General features: G+C 42.0%; 15 protein-coding genes. All 15 read right to left on the bottom strand.

Annotated features, from left to right (window positions below):
- Positions 1-77: 77 nt before the first annotated feature.
- Positions 78-953 (bottom strand): AAA family ATPase, encoded by an 876-nt coding sequence (locus DSOL_RS16645; protein WP_075365954.1) that lies wholly within the window; start codon positions 951-953, stop codon positions 78-80.
- 20 nt (positions 954-973) lie between these two features.
- Positions 974-1,798 carry an MBL fold metallo-hydrolase gene (locus DSOL_RS16640; protein ID WP_075365966.1) on the bottom strand — a complete coding sequence of 275 codons (825 nt, stop codon included), beginning with the start codon at positions 1,796-1,798 and terminating at the stop codon, positions 974-976.
- A 102-nt stretch (positions 1,799-1,900) separates the two neighbouring features.
- On the bottom strand, positions 1,901-3,049 hold the full coding sequence (locus tag DSOL_RS16635; protein WP_075365953.1) for a DEAD/DEAH box helicase: 1,149 nt from the start codon (positions 3,047-3,049) through the stop codon (positions 1,901-1,903).
- Positions 3,050-3,184: 135 nt separating this feature from the next.
- Positions 3,185-5,533 carry a type IA DNA topoisomerase gene (locus tag DSOL_RS16630; protein WP_075365952.1) on the bottom strand — a complete coding sequence of 783 codons (2,349 nt, stop codon included), beginning with the start codon at positions 5,531-5,533 and terminating at the stop codon, positions 3,185-3,187.
- A gap of 221 nt (positions 5,534-5,754) precedes the next feature.
- Positions 5,755-7,014 carry an adenosylhomocysteinase gene (locus DSOL_RS16625; RefSeq protein WP_075365951.1) on the bottom strand — a complete coding sequence of 420 codons (1,260 nt, stop codon included), beginning with the start codon at positions 7,012-7,014 and terminating at the stop codon, positions 5,755-5,757.
- Positions 7,015-7,195: 181 nt separating this feature from the next.
- A complete protein-coding gene (locus tag DSOL_RS16620) occupies positions 7,196-7,849 on the bottom strand; it encodes a class II aldolase/adducin family protein (protein ID WP_075365950.1) in 654 nt (217 codons plus the stop codon).
- A gap of 79 nt (positions 7,850-7,928) precedes the next feature.
- Positions 7,929-8,522 carry an HD domain-containing protein gene (locus DSOL_RS16615; RefSeq protein WP_075365949.1) on the bottom strand — a complete coding sequence of 198 codons (594 nt, stop codon included), beginning with the start codon at positions 8,520-8,522 and terminating at the stop codon, positions 7,929-7,931.
- A gap of 518 nt (positions 8,523-9,040) precedes the next feature.
- A complete protein-coding gene (locus DSOL_RS16610; protein ID WP_075365948.1) occupies positions 9,041-9,358 on the bottom strand; it encodes a TusE/DsrC/DsvC family sulfur relay protein in 318 nt (105 codons plus the stop codon).
- Positions 9,359-9,449: 91 nt separating this feature from the next.
- Positions 9,450-10,610, bottom strand: coding sequence for a sulfate reduction electron transfer complex DsrMKJOP subunit DsrP (gene dsrP / locus DSOL_RS16605; protein ID WP_075365947.1), 1,161 nt, complete (start codon positions 10,608-10,610; stop codon positions 9,450-9,452).
- A complete protein-coding gene (gene dsrO / locus DSOL_RS16600) occupies positions 10,603-11,403 on the bottom strand; it encodes a sulfate reduction electron transfer complex DsrMKJOP subunit DsrO (protein ID WP_075365946.1) in 801 nt (266 codons plus the stop codon). Before dsrO ends, dsrP begins: the two co-directional genes overlap by 8 nt.
- Positions 11,400-11,861: a sulfate reduction electron transfer complex DsrMKJOP subunit DsrJ gene (dsrJ, locus tag DSOL_RS16595; RefSeq protein WP_075365945.1), complete on the bottom strand. Its 462-nt coding sequence runs from the start codon at positions 11,859-11,861 to the stop codon at positions 11,400-11,402. The genes dsrO and dsrJ overlap by 4 nt, the downstream gene beginning before the upstream one ends.
- Positions 11,861-13,486 carry a sulfate reduction electron transfer complex DsrMKJOP subunit DsrK gene (dsrK, locus tag DSOL_RS16590; protein WP_075365944.1) on the bottom strand — a complete coding sequence of 542 codons (1,626 nt, stop codon included), beginning with the start codon at positions 13,484-13,486 and terminating at the stop codon, positions 11,861-11,863. The genes dsrJ and dsrK overlap by 1 nt, the downstream gene beginning before the upstream one ends.
- 6 nt (positions 13,487-13,492) lie before the next feature.
- Complete coding sequence (dsrM, locus tag DSOL_RS16585; protein WP_075365943.1) at positions 13,493-14,494, bottom strand: sulfate reduction electron transfer complex DsrMKJOP subunit DsrM; 1,002 nt, start codon at positions 14,492-14,494, stop codon at positions 13,493-13,495.
- Between the two features lie 16 nt (positions 14,495-14,510).
- Positions 14,511-15,065 carry an RsbRD N-terminal domain-containing protein gene (locus DSOL_RS16580; protein ID WP_075365942.1) on the bottom strand — a complete coding sequence of 185 codons (555 nt, stop codon included), beginning with the start codon at positions 15,063-15,065 and terminating at the stop codon, positions 14,511-14,513.
- A gap of 331 nt (positions 15,066-15,396) precedes the next feature.
- Entirely contained in the window at positions 15,397-17,244 is a 1,848-nt protein-coding gene (htpG, locus tag DSOL_RS16575) for a molecular chaperone HtpG (RefSeq protein WP_075365941.1), read from the bottom strand.
- Between the last annotated feature and the right edge of the window lie 72 nt (positions 17,245-17,316).

Genomic DNA, 17,316 nt, shown 5'->3' with positions numbered 1-17,316 from the left:
TGTCCATCCCTTGTCATTATTTTTATCCGTACTAACCGCCACAAAATCAAGGTTTAATAATTGGATAACACTTGTCGTTAACGGAGCTGAGATGCTTCCAACTCCCACTTTTTAAGACGCTCCTCTAATTTAGCAATGTCCTTTGGATATTTCAGTAACACACTGAGTGTCCCAAGAAGCTCACCATAATTTACTTCCACTTTCTGAAGTGCGTTTAGGGCACGCGCAAAATCGATCGTTTCAGAGACACTTGGGAGCTTTTGTAAGGGCAGCTTCCTGACCCTAGCAACGAAGCCACAAACATCCTTTGTTAAACGCTCGGAAAGCTCGGGAGCTTGCGAGCCTAGGATGGAAATTTCCCGCTCTAATGAAGGATATGTCAAATAGATGTGTATGCAACGTCGTCTTAAGGCATCGCTAAAGTCACGTGAATTATTACTGGTTAAGATTACAACTGGCCTTGTTTTAGAAGAAATCGTTCCCAGTTCCGGAATGGTAACCTGCCGCTCAGCCAATAATTCTAAAAGAAAGCTCTCGAACTCTTCATCACTTTTATCCAATTCATCAATTAGCAAAAGAACTGGTTCGGGAGAAAGGATTGATTCAAGGAGAGGCCGAGAGAGCAAAAACTCTTCTGAATACAAATTAACTTTAAGTTCATCCCAATCGTCCGTCTTGGCCACTTGTAAGCGCAATAACTGTTTCGCATAATTCCAATCATACAAGGCCTTATTTATGTCTAGTCCTTCGTAACATTGCAATCTTATCAATTTACGTTTCTCCACACGCGCCAAGGCCAAAGCCAACTGTGTTTTTCCAACCCCGGCCGGGCCTTCAATAAGACAGGGTTTATCCAAGGCCAACGCAAGAAACAACGTGGTCGCTGCTTCTTCATCGATAAGGTATCCTTCTTCTTTAAGCTCCTGTGCTAAATTCAAAGGAGATGTCTGCATAATTTCCTCCTGTAACTGATCTAAATCTTATCCTCAATAAGTGAACGTACCAAGTGATAAGCTGAAAACTGACCTAAGCTAAAATATGTAATAATGGGGGTTTGGGGGAAAAGTTTTTGCGTGATTACTTTAGTTTCATATCCTTGATGAGAAAGTGTCAGAATCTGACCCTGTAATTCTTCAAGGTAAGAAAGTTTTTGCTCTACTAAACGGTATCCATGTTCAATCTTCCCTGCATGAGCACAATAAACATTGTCAAAGCTTTCCGTTAACAGCGCGCGGAGGGATTGCATCAGGCGTGGAATATTTTCTTTACGCCGAACAACTCGTGTCTTATGATGGACAAACAAGTCTCCGCTAAATAGCCGCCCTTCGGTCCGATCAAGAAATACGACATGATCCGAAGTATGTCCAGGAGTATGAATAACTTCGAAGCGGGTATGAGTATTTTCAATATAATCGGGCAAAGCCTTCGCTTGGAAACTCTCTCTATTCCCCCAAAAAGCCAGACGGTAGAGCGGAATGCTTCCCTTCTTATGGCAGATGTCTAAGGATTGAGGGTGTACATAAGCTGAGACCTGGAATTTCTTCATCAAATAAGCTGTATTACCGGTATGGTCTTCGTGAAAATGGGTATGTACAATCTTATCCGGTCTATTTTGAGTGCAGAAATCTGTGATTGCTTTCTTCATCCGATGTGGACCGCTATCAATAAGCATGCCATCGACAAGGTAAGAATAGACGTTGATGGTGGTTCCCATCATTTTCATTTTGCTGTTAAACATCTTCACTTCTTGCGCTTTACTCTTACTACAATATCTTGCAGTAAAATGGTTAGTTGTCATCAAAGAAAACCCCATTTCCTTGGATTTCCTCCAGTTTTAAAATAATTATACTACATATGACAATACGGTAATCAAAATAGTCTATGTTTTATCTCTTTAAGGTTACTTTTTTTTAAGATCCACTATTCTACCTTGGAACATCTCCTTTGGGCTAATTCGAATTTCGAATGTATTTTCTAACCTTTTAATATAGGAAACCTCTTTAAAGGTCACAATGGATATAGCTCGCCCACTCTCCCCGGCCCTGCCCGTTCTTCCCACCCGATGAAGATAAAGTTGAGGATCTTCGGGTAGATCGAGATTAAAGATATGCGTAATCCCTTTGATGTCCAGTCCTCTGGCGGCCAAGTCTGAAGCCACGAGCAAACTGATCTTTCCTGTTTTGAAATCATTCATTGCTTTTCTACGGTCGACCTTGTTCGCACCTCCGTATAGTCCTGTAGCTTCCAAACCATGAAATCTAAGCCTTTCAACCATCTTTTCAATTTCTTCACTTCTGTTGATAAAGATTAAGGCTCGTGTTGGGAGAATCATCCGAATAAGCTTTCTTAAAACTTCGATTTTATCTCTTTGTTCCGCTAGAAAGTACATATGTGTGATTGTGGGGGCAACCATGATTTTACCAGTAACACGGACGATTTCAGGATTTTTTAAAAATTCTGAAGCCCGTTGCATGGTTACCGGAGGTAAAGTGGCTGAAAACAACAAAAGTTGTGTTCTACTTAAGGTTGTCTTAATCACTGCCTTAACAACTTGGGAATTATTTTCATCAAGTAAGCGATCAGCCTCATCTAGTACGATCGTCTTTATTGTTTGCGACGAGATTTTTTTCTTCTGGATCAGTTCAAGAATTCGACCGCTCGAGCCAACGATAATATGTTGTTTTTCCTTTAGCTTTTCGATTTGTCGTGTAATATTCACATTACCAATGATTGCCGTTGACGTGACAGCAAGACCTGAATTTTTAGTCAAAATTTCAATTTCTCTTTGAATTTGGATGGCCAGTTCATGAGTTGGAGTGAGAATCATCGCCTGATTTTCTCTTTTTTGTGTATCAATCTTCTGAAAAATAGGAAGTAGATACGCCAAAGTTTTACCTGTACCCGTTTCCGACTGACCTACGATATCTCGATTTTCCAATATTAAAGGAATTGTCTGCTCTTGGATCGCTGTTGGTTCAACGATTCTTTCCTGTTTCAGAGCAGCCACTAAAGATTCGTCGAGTCCTAGCTGATTAAATGATGTTAACATTGTAATCTACATCCTATCTAAAATAATATATCCAGTAATTTCGCAAGTCCATGTTTTATTATATCCTGTTTCTCCTTTTTACAGAAATTTCAATAGAACTATATATTCATCACAGAAATGAGTTGTTAATTTATTTCATTTCTTTTCAAACTCAAATTTTAATTTCGCTTCGATTTGATTATCCCAAATCAAATAGGCCGCGAATGATTTACCGGATTTGGATTTAAACCCCTTAATCAATGGGGTTTTTCCTTTCTTCAATAGGCTTTTAATCTGATTCGGAGTAAGTTCTTTCCCACAGATTGGAGTTTTCCATAGTACGAAGCGACATCCTTCTCTCCAACGGGCGCACCCAAACCCCTTTTGCCCTTCGATCACATCTCCACCACACTTAGGACATGTACCCAACCCTTCAGCATGGCCTTTGCTCGCAACTCCCTTTATCGTATCTTTTTCTACTCCATCTGCCTGCGCCGAATGTTGGACCTTCTTAGGCTTTTTCTGGGCAGTTTTCGCCTCTTTCTCTTTCCCTTTTCCAACTCCCTTAACCTGTATAGTAGGAGCAAGGGCCAAAGGGAGTTTACCATGCTTTTGTTCGAAGGAACGAAGTTCCTCAATTATTAGACCAATGGCTTCTTCAACGTCTGCCATATACCGTCCTATCGTTAGTTCTCCTTTTTCCACTTTAGAAAGGTTGAACTCCATTTGCCCTGTCATTTCTGCACTGATCAGAAGCTGAGCCTGAGGAAGCCGTTCCTTGATGATACGAATGAGTTCGGCGCCTTTTTCCGTGGGTTTCAAAGCCTTCTGTTCCTGGAGGATGTATCCTCTATCGATTAGGCTTTCTATGATAGCTGGTCGGGTCGCCACAGTGCCCAACCCTTTCCCTTTTATTTGCTGGCGCAACACCTCATCATCAATCTGTTTGCCTGCGCCTTCCATGGCTTTGAGAAGGTCCCCCTGGGTATAGCGCTTGGGCGGTTTGGTGGTTTTTTCAACACTATAAACATGTTTCGTCCGTACATCCTCACCCTTGCTCAGTGGAGGTAGTGTCGCATTTTCATCGTCTGCTTGCTCACTGTCATCCTTCTTCTTGCTTTTGCGTACAGCCCCCTCATCCAATTCATCCGAACCGTACACCTTTTTCCATCCTAGACTCAGCAGGACCTTTCCTTTAGTGCGAAAGGATTCACCCTCAACCTCGGTGACCACGTCAGTCTGGTGATACCGAGCAGGGGGAAACCACACGGCTAGAAAACGGCGTACGATCAAATCATACAATTTTTTTTCTTCAAAGTTAAGTCTCTCAACGGCAACTTTCTCGGTCGTTGGAATGATGGCATGGTGTGCTGTGATTGTATTGATCACGCGTTTTCCCTTTGGCACCCCTAAATGACCTGCTTCATCCACCAAATTCGTGTAAGGCTCATGACGCACTGCCTTCAGGTGCTCTGGCAACTTCGGCACAAGATCCTCTGATAAGTAAGCACAATCCGTTCGAGGGTAGGTAATCGCCTTTTTCTCATAGAGTGACTGGGCCAATTGAAGAACCTTTTCTGCGCTTAAACCATATTTTTTAGAAGCAGCTATCGTCAGGGAGGTCAGATCAAATAGAAGCGGGGCAGGTTCCTGCACATCCTTTTGCTCCATTTTTGAAATTTTTCCTTGTTTACCCTGCGTTTTCCCCACGATATCTTCGGCGTCTTGGCTACTTGTAATCCGTTTCGATTCTTCACTGGGATCAAACCACTTGCCGGGATAGTCCCCTTGTGTTGTCGCAAACTCAGCCCGAACTTCATAATAGGGCTGGGAAATGAAGCGTTCAATCTCCCATTCTCGCTCGACGATCAAAGCAAGTGTCGGAGTCTGCACCCTCCCAATCGAAATGACATTAGGTTTTTTCCGCACAGCATCAAAGCTCCCAAACAAAGAGGTAAATCCTTCGGTAAGATTCATTCCAAAGTCCCAATCTGCATATGCTCTGCCATTCCCCGCTGCCGCCAATCCAGCCACAGAATCTGCTGAACGAAGGCGCTCCATGCCTTCACGAATCGCGGCTGTCGTTAACGAGGAAATCCACAGCCTAGATAAGGGTTTGGTGCACAAAGAAGCATCCCACACTTCCTGAAAGAGTAACTGCCCTTCCCGATCAGCGTCCGTTCCACATATAACAGTTTCGATGTCCAATGACTTTAACCATCTCTGAATCACCTGATATTGTTTGACCGCCCCAGATTTGACCACCCGTCGAAACTGATTCAAACTGGGTAGAACGGGCAAACGGCTTAAACTCCAGCGTTTACCAACTCGATTAAGATCCATATACGCTTCCGGGCGCTCCAACTCTAACAGGTGACCATAGCACCACGTAATAACATAATGCTCATTTTCAAGGTACCCGTCCCCTTTACCCCTAACACCTAAGGCCGTGGCATATTCGCGTGCTTGAGACGGTTTCTCAGCTACGATCAATGTCTTTCCCATGCTCAAGGCCTCCCTTTCTCCACTATAAGACCGCACTTACTAGATGTGCTTTATAAATTAGCATTAAGTGAGAATTGCTTAACTCCCAGGTTATATAGTGTTGAGCTTCTTAACTCCAAAAAACACCGTTAAACGGTGTTTTTTTGCCTGTCATTCCACAAGTTCAGTCATGCCCTAACTTTATTACCTCATCCCTGCTCTTCGGATCAACGCATCGGCTTTCAAGACTTCTCTTCAGAGCTCCATGACGCCAGATACCCCACTTGTTCCTTGGTTAAAGTATCAATCGACAATCCAAGAGACTGAAGTTTTAACATAGCCACTTTCTCATCAATCTCAGTGTTGACTTGATAAACCTCGGTAGACAGTTTGTCATAGTTCAAAGCAACATACTGTAGAGAGAGTGCTTGAAGCGCAAACGTCATATCCATTACTTCCGCAGGATGCCCATCTCCAGCAGCTAGATTGACCAGCCGTCCCTCGGCCAGAAGGTACAATAGTTGGCCATCTGGAAGAGTATATTCTGTAATGTTAGTCCTAGCCTGTCTTACCGAGATAGCTAGTTCTTTCAGTTGGGCAACGTTGACCTCCACATCAAAATGCCCAGCATTACACAAGATAGCACCAGATTTCATTAGGACAAAGTGTTCTTTATTGATAATATCCGTATTACCCGTAACCGTAATGAAGAAATCTCCAGACTTAGCCGCGTCAGACATGGGCATAACTTCAAAACCATCCATCAAAGCCTCGTTTGCTTTGATGGGGTTAATTTCGCAAATGATAACACGTGCGCCTAATCCCTTAGCACGAAGAGCAACTCCTTTACCACACCAGCCGTACCCAGCAACAACAGCCGTTTTACCAGCCACTACCAAGTTTGTCGTCCGCATAATTCCATCCCAAACGGATTGGCCTGTACCATAACGATTATCAAACAAGTACTTGCATTGTGCGTCATTGACCGCAATCATCGGAAACTTGAGAACACCGTCGCGGGCCATCGAATGTAAGCGCAGTACACCTGTCGTCGTCTCTTCCGCTCCTCCCTTAACTTTATTAAGGAGTTCAGGACGTGTTGTATGGATTGTCGAGACAAGATCTCCTCCGTCATCAATAATAAAATCTGGCTCAGTATCAAGGGCTAATTGCAGATGCTGTTTGAATTCTTCTTCCGTCGCATTGTGCCAAGCATGTGCTTCGATTCCTTGTTGTACAAGAGCAGCGACTACATCGTCCTGAGTAGAAAGTGGGTTGCTAGCAACCACGGTCACTTCCGCTCCTCCCGCTCGAACTACATGAGCAAGGTAAGCAGTTTTGGCTTCTAAATGAAGACAGATAACAACCTTCTTACCTGCAAAGGGTTGTTGTTCCTCAAATTCCTTACGTATCATATTAAGCACTTGCATCCGTGGGGCCACCCAATCAATTTTACTCTGGCCAAGGGGTGCTAGGGTTAAATCTCGAATGGTAGATTTCATATTCTATATTCCTTCTCTCTATCAAATGTATTTATGCATGTAGGTGTATTTACTGATTATACTCTAAAACGGGTATTTTTTCTGCAAAATTCTCTTGCATGTAGGATACGCTCCTGAACTTACCTAAATCGTTCATGTATAAACGTCGTCGACGGCCTGAGCTGTTTCAAAAATATCTTACTCAATATCTCTGTCCATAGGTATCAAGGTAGAAATTTCGCATTCCGCAAATATCGTCTTGAGATAATTCCACAACCCCACCCATTAGTTGCGCTAGGAGCGTGATTTGTGCTGACTTTTCTACCACTTGACAAACTTTAAGGGCTTCTTCTAAATCACGACCTACTCCCAGCATGCCATGGTTTGCAAGCAATACTGCATTTCGCCCTTCCAATGCTTTGACGGTGTTGATACCTAGTTGCTCCGTTCCTGGAAGCGCGTATTTATTGACCCTAACATTTCCACCCACAATTTGCACCAAATCTTCGACTACACCTGGGATGTCCTTACGAGCCGTAGCCATCGTGGTCGCGTAAGGACTATGGGTATGTATAATAGCCTGCACATCCTCGCGGGCCTTATAAATCGCTAAATGCAGTGGTACCTCAATAGAAGGTTTGCGTGTTCCTGTTATAATATACCCGTCCAAATCTAAAATAACGATATCTTCAGGCTCTAATAAGTTGTAGTTCATTCCCGACGGGGTAATAGCGATACAGTCTTCCCCTGGGACTCGACAACTGATATTTCCCCAAGTTCCTACCGTGAGGTTTGTCGCGAGTATTTCTATTCCTTTCTCTAGAACCTTTGTACGAGTATTCATAAGATGATCCATATTATTCTCCTCATATCTTCTGATTACAAGGACCTTTCCCGCTCAGACACCTAGGCCCAGTTCCCAAGGTTGGTACGAATCATTTCCTAAGGTAACCCTTCTGAATAGAATCTTCAATAATCTCTTGTGCATATTCCCAAAGGAGGGGGACAGGTTTCTCTAATACTCTATTTCTTTTCAGAACTTTCTCACTGTTGATTCCCGGCCTTTTCCAAGTATGTCCACTTGTATGATAATTCAAGAGCAAGGGTTGTAAGCGATCAAGACTTGCCGCGAAACACGCTTCGGGAGTTTCCATCGTTTCGAATTCAAGCCATAAGTTCATAATTTCCTGAGCTTGATCTGATGGCAGTATATTAAACAATTTATCGGCAGACCTTTGCTCACGCTCTAGCTTGTCAAGATTGCCCTTTTCGTCATAGCAAAAGGTATCTCCCGCGTGAATTTCTACAAGATCGTGGATGAGAAGCATTTTTAAGACCCGTAACATGTCCAATTCCTTAGTCGATGAGTATTCGGATAGTAAAATTGCCATAACAGCCAAGTGCCATGAATGTTCGGCATCATTTTCCGATTCTATAGTCCCAATAATAGCATTTTGTCTAAAGATTCTTTTTAGCTTATCAACTTCTACAATAAACTCAATTTGTTTAATTAATCTCTCACTATCCAATTCTGTCGCTCCTTCTATACGTAGGGCGGTTTTTTTAGAAAAAACTCTTCCCTTTAATGATTACCAACGATTATGATGAACTCTTGAAAACCTCGTAACGCTTTATAGGAGGTTTAGTTTCAGCCAGTTGGAATAGGGTAATAGTAATAAAGAGCGGGACAACTATTTACCTTGTCAAATAGCCGATACTCAAGCTGCGCCATAGTATTGCTCTCCTTAAGCCTATCTTGAAATAACTTCTAGCATTTTCCGTGAATTCCTTCTTTTCAGTTGGCGACTTCATCATACACCATTTTGTAATCTCAATTCAAACGGTATATTTATTAGTTCGCTATCTAAAATCTAAGTTATCCTGGCCTAATTAAAAACAGAAAGGATGTTTGTCCCGCTTTCGTCCCTAAGAAAACACGATTAGAGCCGATCACTAAAGTGATCGGCTCTAATCATACGGTTTTTATAGGACATACCAATAATCTTAATCTTACTCTTACGCGCAAAACCGAATCTCAGTGAGTCAATTACACGCAACCCGTTGGTTTAGGCAGACCTGCAATTTTACAAGCGCCTTTCCCTGGGCCAGCTGGGAATAGTTCGTAAATTTTCTTTTGATCATAACCTGTATCTTTTACCATTTTGCGAACCATCGGAGCAACACCAAACTGCTCATAATAGTCTCTTAGGTAGTTGATCATTTTCCAATGATCTTCGGTGAGCTCTTCCACTTCCTCAGTGGTAGCGAGAGCCCTAGCCACATCTTCAGTCCATACTAAATGATCCTCAAGAAAACCATCTTCATCCAATTCTACAGTTAAATCCCCCACTACTAGTTGAGCCATTTAAATTTCCTCCTTTGTGAGTTTATAAAATTTGATATTGTTTGAGTAAAAAAGTACGAAAGCCTCCCCCAAACAATTACCAAAAACGTAACTAATTTTGATTTTGTTCCCTTACTGAAATTGCGATCTTATAGAGAACCGTAATTATCAGTGCCCCAATAGCATAAATCGCAAGCACAATGGAAATCTCATTACTAGTTGGGAAATATTCCGTTACTCGCTCAAAGGAATTTGGAACAAATCCAGCAATAATGAGCACTATTCCTTTATCAATCCAATTTGCAAGGAATATAGATAATAGAGCAATAGGCAAAAGTATTTTATTCTTACGCGTTGGAAAGATTAATAACCCAATCCCAACAAAGGCAAGAACAGCGGCTGTCCACATAAAGGGTACTAGGCTAGTATGTCCGTCAAGTCCAACGAACACATACTTAAAAGCGGCCATTTCATCTGGTAAATTGCTATAGAAAGCTGTGAACACCTCGCATAGGTAGAAAAAAACATTGGCAATCATAGCATAGCGAATGATTTTGACCAGAGATTGAATCGCACCAAGGCCAGGATCCGGATCAAATTTACTGAGCTTTCTTACCAATAAAGCCAGTAAAATAAGGAGTGAAGGACCTGCAGCAAAAGCAGAGGCCAGAAAGCGTGCAGCCATGATAGCTGTCAACCAAAAATGTCGACCCGGGAGACCAGCATATAAGAAAGCTGTTACTGTATGAATACTAAAGGCCCAGGGAATCGAGAGATAAATTATAGGTTTAACCCATTTTGGTGGAGGAGTTCCTTTTCGCTCAGCACCAAGAGTAGTCCATCCTACGACAAGATTAATAACGAGATATCCGGCTAAAACACACATATCATAAAACATGACTGAGTGTAACTGAGGATAGAGAAGAACATTCAAAATCCGCATTGGCTGTCCAACGTCCACAAAAATAAACAAGATACACATGATCACAGCGGCGATCGCTAGGAATTCACCGAGGATGACCATTTTACCAAATCGTTTAAAGTCATGAAGATAATAAGGTGTGACAAGCATAACGGCCGAAGCAGCTACACCCACTAGAAATGTAAACTGAGCAATATACAATCCCCACGAAACATCTCTACTCATCCCTGTTAGTCCTAGGCCATAATTATACTGTCTAAGGTAGGCCATAAAGCCCACTGCAATCACAGCGAGTAACACTATAATCCATGCCCAATACCGCTTACTACCTGTCAGAGCTTTTTCAAGCATGATCTCCACCTCCTACAAGGTAGTAAACGCTCGGCTGAGTTCCCAACTCAGATTTTCGTCGAATCGTGTATTTCGTACTAATAATTTTCCGAACCTCTGAATTAGGATCATCCAAATCGCCAAAAATTAACCCGCCCTTAGAGGCCTCCACGCATGCTGGCATTATTCCATCAGCCAATCGTTCAACACAGAAGGTACATTTTTCCACGACTCCTATTGTCCTTGTGGGAAAATCCGGGTTTATCTCCTTGATAAAAGGCCTTGGATCCCTAAAATTAAAGCTTCTTGCTCCAAATGGACAGGCACCCATACAAAATCGACAACCAATACAACGATGAAAATCCATCGCAACAATTCCGTCTGGCCTTTTGAACGTTGCCCCAGTAGGACAAGCCTTGACACAAGGAGGATTTTCACAGTGATTACACATTACCATAAAAGGTAAGTTTTTAAAATTCTCAGACAGATATTCATTTTTTGACTCAGTAAACGTATGCTCGTAATCATCTTTCCATATCCACTTAATTTCATCCTTCGTATTACCAATGTCAGGAATGTTGTGAATAGTATCGCAAGATTGAATAACTCGTGTAAAGTCATCTTCGGTTTTAAACTTACTCATATCAACTACCATAGCCCAATGTTTTGCCACCAGACCTTTTTGACTCGCCTCGTATTCAGATGCCGCCTCTACCTTTTTCCCGCGGAACCCAGTAATAACAAATGAGCCCCCAAGTCCTAATGCCGTAACAATACTAGCTCTTCTCAAAAATTGTCTTCTATTGATACTCATTTCGTTGCCCCCTTTGGACCAGAATGGCAACTCCAACAGGTAGGCTTTACTGCTGCATAATTATGGCATGAAACACAGAATTGGTCCGAGCTATTTATTGCTGGGTTTCTTACTCCACCTGTGTTCAAAGCTGGATTACTTACTCCTCCTGTGTTCGGTACCGTCCCAGTCGAATGACATTTCAGACAGGATTGAAGACTAATTTCGAAAGTCTTTCCTTGACTATTGACATATTCAGTCTTTCCGTCACGTACAGCAGCGTCTCTCCATTGATTGAGCAGTTGCATGTGATTAGCTCTCATATATTCTGCTGGTTCTACACATTGTGTAGTTGCTGATTGTTGAACCACAGGTATATCTGGTCCTGCGTTTACTTTCCCCAAATTATAGACGAAGGGAAAGGCTAGAATAGCAACAAAGATAATGAGTGAAGCAATTATTCTTCCGCCTTTATACATTACTCATTACCCCCTTTTCCTGGCAAATCTTCAAAGCGTAGGTTGGTAGTTCTCTCTTTCTCGCCTTTCATCACTAAAGCATTGGCAAGTAGCTCAGTCACACCAGCAACGCCTACACCAGGATTCCAGTAGTCCATTAGAGCAGGTAAAGCTGCCCGGTCAACTGCACAAATATTTGCCAACATGTTAACTCCATGCTTTTCTTTAACATACTTAACAGCATTGGCTCGAGGGAATCCGCCTCTCATCCGCTGTTCCATATTTTCCGAGGCGTTGAGTCCAGATCCACTTCCACAGCAGAATGTTTTCTCTCGGATCGTGTTTTCTGGCATTTCGTAGAAATTATTGCAAACAGCTTTAATGATTTCTCGTGGTTCCTCGAGTAATCCCATACCTCTGGAAGGATTACAGGAGTCATGGAACGTAACCTTCAATTGGTCGTTACGACTGGGGTCAAGTTTAAGTTTATTGTGTTTGATCAGATCAGCCGTAAATTCGGAGATATGAATCATTTTAGTAGATTTGGCATTTTCAAAGACCGTGCCGGTAATCGGGGATTTCGGAACTTCCAGGAAGTCTGCCGGGCCGTGCCATGTATCCATGTATTGATTCAGGACTCTCCACATGTGGCCGCATTCTCCACCGATGATCCATTTAACCCCTAATCGTTTCGCTTCCGCGTATATCTTATAATTGAGCCTCTTTGCCATGTCATTTGAGGTGAAAAAGCCAAAGTTTCCACCCTCAGAAGCATAGGTACTCCAAGTGTAGTCTAGACCGAGTTCATGGAAAAGCATGAGATAACCCATACATGTGTAAATCCCCGGTTCACCTAAGAGGTCACCAGAGGGAGTGACAAACATTATCTCGGCACCTTTTCTGTTGAAGGTTGGATTTACTCTAATACCCGTAATATCCTCAATATCATCGCACATAGTTTCGATGTTACCCGTAATTGCATGGGGCTCCAAACCAAGGTGATTGCCTTTCATATAACAGGCTGCGGCAGGTCCTGCAATCCAATCGATGTTCAGACCCACTAAATTAAGAAGTTCTCTACCAATTATAGTAACCTCAGCTTGGTCAATACCATAAGGACAGAAAACTGAACATCGACGGCATTCAGTACACTGAAAGAAGTATGACCACCATTCCTTTAACACATCTTCATTAAGTTCTCTCGCCCCGGCTAAGCGCCCTAGAAATTTGCCAGACTTCGTGAAATACTTTTTGTAGACTGATCTTATCAATTCAGCTCTTAGAACGGGCATATTTTTTGGATCGCCAGTGGAAATATAAAAGTGGCATTTATCGGCACAAGCACCGCATCTAACACAAATATCCATAAATATTTTAAAAGAGCGATATTTAGAAAGCCTTTCTGCCATTCCCTCTAAGATTGTTGTTTCCCAGCCCTCTGGCAATTTCCAGTCTTCGTCGGCTGGCGACCACTGCCTCGGGTTAGGCAACCCAAGAGTTAGAAGATCTTTTTCCTTTGCACCCCAGCAATACGTACCAGGTTTAAACACAGTTGGTGTATCCATCCAGTCCGTTGTGGGTGGTTTGAAATCTATCTTAGATAGTTCTTGTGGCTTTGGAAGTTTAACCTTCTCTACTTTCGCCATCCGCGATCACTCCTTTACTACCGGTATACCAGCTTTTTTCATTTTCTCTCTGAATTCATCTTCATACTGCTCGTAGGTATGAACCTCGACTTCATGATTCCATGGATTGATGTGTCTAACCATACGATTGTTGCTAATCATGTTTCGGGTTGGGCTGAGGAAAATACCACCCATATGCATCAGTTTACTAAGTGGGAAATAGGCAAACAGAATGCTGATAAGGAATATATGGATGTAGAAAATAACACCAATTCCTGCAGGGAGTACGGGATGAAATTGCGCCAATCCAATCGCCAATTCTTTTACAGCGACAATGTCAACTTTATAAAAATACCGCATAAGTATACCTGATGTAGCAATACTAAAAATCATAAAGAGAGGAAAATAATCGGCAGGAAGCGAGATGTATTTAACCTGCGGAATAACAATTCTTCTGAGAAACAGGAAGGTCACCGCAATGACAAAGAACATATCTGTCAAGTAAATCGGTGGTAATCCAATTTGCAAAATACCATCTATTCCATCTAATAGTTGAACAAAATACGGTATTGGCTCTAGGAAAAATCTAAGATGTCTGATGACAATAATGAGGAACGACCAATGAAAAACCAAACTTCCTACCCAAAGCCATTTTGCTGAACCGTAGGCTAATTCCGGACCATTAGCACCTTCCCTTAATTCAGTCTTCGTGTTCCGAAACAGGGAACGGAACAGGAGTATTTCTAAAGCCATTCTTACTATAACGCCCCATACACTCGTTGGGTTTTCAATCTTATTCTGCTTAATCCACGGGAGGGATTTTTGTTGTCCACAGGTTGTGGGAATACGAAAGGGAACTGGCGACCTACCCCATTTGATGACGCGATAAACAAATCCACCTACAAACATAACGAATGCCAAATAAGGTATGATAATACCAAAAAGATAGTGTAAATTTGCCACGCTTACTCCTACGGTGGCGACCAGAATGAGTATCATTACAGCGAGGAAAGAAAACAAGGCTTTCACTCTACGACCTCCTTCCTTAAATATTGAAATTTAGGTCTTTGTGCTCAAATTCTTGAGCAGGGATCTCGGACATCAAATTTGCTTTCTTCAATAACGAAAATGTCATCCGTTTAAGTTCATCTGTCTTGAGTTCACTTAACTGGTCTCGGCATTTTGCATATATATCAAAGGCAATAAGCGCCAGATCATCTATTTTTGATTCAAACCCTAACAATTCATCATTGATCTGGTTCTGCCTGATTTCTTTTTCCAGTTCTTCGCGAACAACTTTTTTAAGAAGAAAAATAAATTCTATAGCCTTTGAGGGGGCAAAATTTTGAATTGCTCTAACTTTGATAATATCGTTAAGGAAGGGTATACTGTCATTCATGTCTTCTCCTCCGATGAGGGCTTCTAAGATACTTTCAACTCCTCGAGTGAACGTATGACCTACCGGATTAGTAAACCTGTCTTTTTGTTTTTTCAGAAAGCCTGAGTCATCGGCTGGATACGTGTCAATAATCGCATCAAACCACTTTGTTGAAATCGCGGATCTCCTTTTTTCCAGGAGGTCCTTCAGTGTCATGTTCATTCTTGACCACTCCTTGTAGTTTGAAGTTCTTCATCCAAGACAACTCAGTCGATGCTGAATGGCTTTAATCCCCTACCCCCATCCAACACCGACCTTTCTTTGTGTTTGTTCTTATTATCACTATCAGTCTAAGGAATTTTCAGCAGCTTGTAAAATTCATATTTACTATTGATCAATTAGATAATCGTATTGTATTATCAACTTTTATTTATAGAATGCTTCTTTTGTGTAAGAACTAACACTTTCTATAGTTCTGAGTGTGCCTTAAATGAAAAGGGCCTGCAAAAAATTGCAGCCCCTTTCTCATTTTTTAATAGTAACTTCTTGTTCCTCAGCCTAACGCACGCTCGAGAATTTCGTTGAGTCGGTTTACCATTCCTCTAGGATCAAGTATAAGCCCTGCCGCAATTTGAGCGTTTTCAAATAACTGTTCAGCTGCGATTTTAGCAAAGGAATCTTCATTTTTTCGCGCTGCATCCAAACGTTTTATCATTGGATGCTCTGTGTTAATTTCTAACACGCTTGGACCCAGATTATTCAAATCTTTGTTCATGAGTTGCATCATCCGCTGCATACTGTTCGTTCCATACGGACTAAGAACAAGCGCAGGACTGTCTACCAAGCGCTTAGATTCTCGCACCTCGGTCACCTTACTGCCCAAAATCTCTTTAAGCCAACCCGTCAAAACTTGAACTTCCTCTTCAGACAAGGCTTGTTCGCTTCGATCCTTTGGCACACTATTGCTTAAATCCAAATCAGCCTGGTCAGCAGAAACGAGTTTCTTGCCTTCATATTCTCCGATCGCGCCAAAGATATAGTCGTCAATTGCTGCATACGTATAGATCACTTCTAGTCCTTTGTCTCGGAATATTTCTAGATACGGACCAGACTCGATCGCCTCTCGCGAAGGACCATTAACATAATAGATAGTGGATTGATCTTCTTTCATTCGACCCACGTAATCAGCTAAAGAAATTAGTTCTCCCGACTGGGTTATTGAGGATTCAAACTGCAGAAGCTTAACGAGTTCTTTTTGATGCGTAAAGTCATTCGCAGCCCCTTCTTTAATAAAGAGGTTGAACTTCTCCCAGAACTCTTTGTACTTTTCTGGTTCAGAGGTCGCTTGACCTTCAAGGAATTTCAGGAAACGACCAGTGACCACTTTGTTGAGCTTACTGATCAAGGCACTATCCTGCATGGTTTCCCTAGAGATGTTAAGCGGAAGCTCTTCACTGTCCATAACCCCTCTTAAGAAGCGCAGCCACTCGGGGAGAATAACCGAGGATTTTTCTTGAATGAGGACTTTTTTGCAATACAGGTTTACGCCCGGTTCCGTTCGTCCGAAACCAAACAGCTCCAGATTTTCCTTTGGAACAAATAAGAGTGTATTAATATTTAAAGGAGCATCTGAGGAGAAATGGAGACGAAAGAGCGGCTCATCATGAGCATTGGCGATGAACTTATAAAACTCGTTATACTCGTCATCTGTAATTTCATTTTTGTTCTTGGTCCAAAGGGCATCAACGGTATTCACTTTCTGCCCATTAACAGTGATTGGGTAGGGTACAAAACTAGAATATTGCTTAATGACTCGTTGGATGGTTTCTTCCTTGGCAAAATCATAGGCATCTTCTTTTAAGTGGAGGACCATCTTCGTTCCCCGATTATGATCTTCTCCTTCGGTAATTGTGTAACTTCCCACACCGTCTGATTCCCAGACAAAGCTTTGCCCCTCTTGTTGATAGGAACGGGTATATATCGTCACCTGATCTGCGACCATGAAGGCCGAGTAAAAACCTACCCCGAATTGCCCGATAAGGTTGAGATCCTTTTGATCTCCTTTTGCAGTAAGGTGTTTAATAAATTCCTTGGATCCAGAATGAGCAATAGTTCCTAAGTTCTCGACCAATTCTTCTTTCGACATCCCAATCCCGGTATCCGTAATGGTTAATGTATGGGCGTTATCATCCGTATCAATTAAAATTTCTAATGCTAAATCTTTGTCTTTAACCTCTGGGCCTGTAAGCTGTGTGTAGCGAAGTTTCTCCATAGCATCGGCTGCATTGGAAATAAGTTCTCTTAAGAATATCTCGCGCTCAGTGTAGAGAGAGTGGATTACTATGTCCAGCAATTGCCGAATTTCCGTTTGAAATTCCTTTGTTTCTACTACAGTACTCATGATTTCCCTCCATCGTTTGATCTAATATCATTCTTTATTTTAATCAACTTTTACTAAAAGTGCAAAGTCTTT

The organism is Desulfosporosinus metallidurans, from assembly GCF_001936615.1.
Classification (GTDB): Bacteria; Bacillota; Desulfitobacteriia; order Desulfitobacteriales; family Desulfitobacteriaceae; genus Desulfosporosinus; species Desulfosporosinus metallidurans.
The sequence above is the reverse complement of the archived record's forward strand: the minus strand, read 5'-3'. Positions and strand labels throughout refer to the sequence as shown.

What these genes read in the sequence shown, in the direction of transcription:
- DSOL_RS16645 (WP_075365954.1), bottom strand. Translation starts at nt 953, where the DNA reads ATGCAGACATCTCCTTTGAATTTAGCACAGGAGCTTAAAGAAGAAGGA.
- DSOL_RS16640 (WP_075365966.1), bottom strand. Translation starts at nt 1,798, where the DNA reads ATGACAACTAACCATTTTACTGCAAGATATTGTAGTAAGAGTAAAGCG.
- DSOL_RS16635 (WP_075365953.1), bottom strand. Translation starts at nt 3,049, where the DNA reads ATGTTAACATCATTTAATCAGCTAGGACTCGACGAATCTTTAGTGGCT.
- DSOL_RS16630 (WP_075365952.1), bottom strand. Translation starts at nt 5,533, where the DNA reads ATGGGAAAGACATTGATCGTAGCTGAGAAACCGTCTCAAGCACGCGAA.
- DSOL_RS16625 (WP_075365951.1), bottom strand. Translation starts at nt 7,014, where the DNA reads ATGAAATCTACCATTCGAGATTTAACCCTAGCACCCCTTGGCCAGAGT.
- DSOL_RS16620 (WP_075365950.1), bottom strand. Translation starts at nt 7,849, where the DNA reads ATGGATCATCTTATGAATACTCGTACAAAGGTTCTAGAGAAAGGAATA.
- DSOL_RS16610 (WP_075365948.1), bottom strand. Translation starts at nt 9,358, where the DNA reads ATGGCTCAACTAGTAGTGGGGGATTTAACTGTAGAATTGGATGAAGAT.
- dsrP (WP_075365947.1), bottom strand. Translation starts at nt 10,610, where the DNA reads ATGCTTGAAAAAGCTCTGACAGGTAGTAAGCGGTATTGGGCATGGATT.
- dsrO (WP_075365946.1), bottom strand. Translation starts at nt 11,403, where the DNA reads ATGAGTATCAATAGAAGACAATTTTTGAGAAGAGCTAGTATTGTTACG.
- dsrJ (WP_075365945.1), bottom strand. Translation starts at nt 11,861, where the DNA reads ATGTATAAAGGCGGAAGAATAATTGCTTCACTCATTATCTTTGTTGCT.
- dsrK (WP_075365944.1), bottom strand. Translation starts at nt 13,486, where the DNA reads ATGGCGAAAGTAGAGAAGGTTAAACTTCCAAAGCCACAAGAACTATCT.
- DSOL_RS16580 (WP_075365942.1), bottom strand. Translation starts at nt 15,065, where the DNA reads ATGAACATGACACTGAAGGACCTCCTGGAAAAAAGGAGATCCGCGATT.
- htpG (WP_075365941.1), bottom strand. Translation starts at nt 17,244, where the DNA reads ATGAGTACTGTAGTAGAAACAAAGGAATTTCAAACGGAAATTCGGCAA.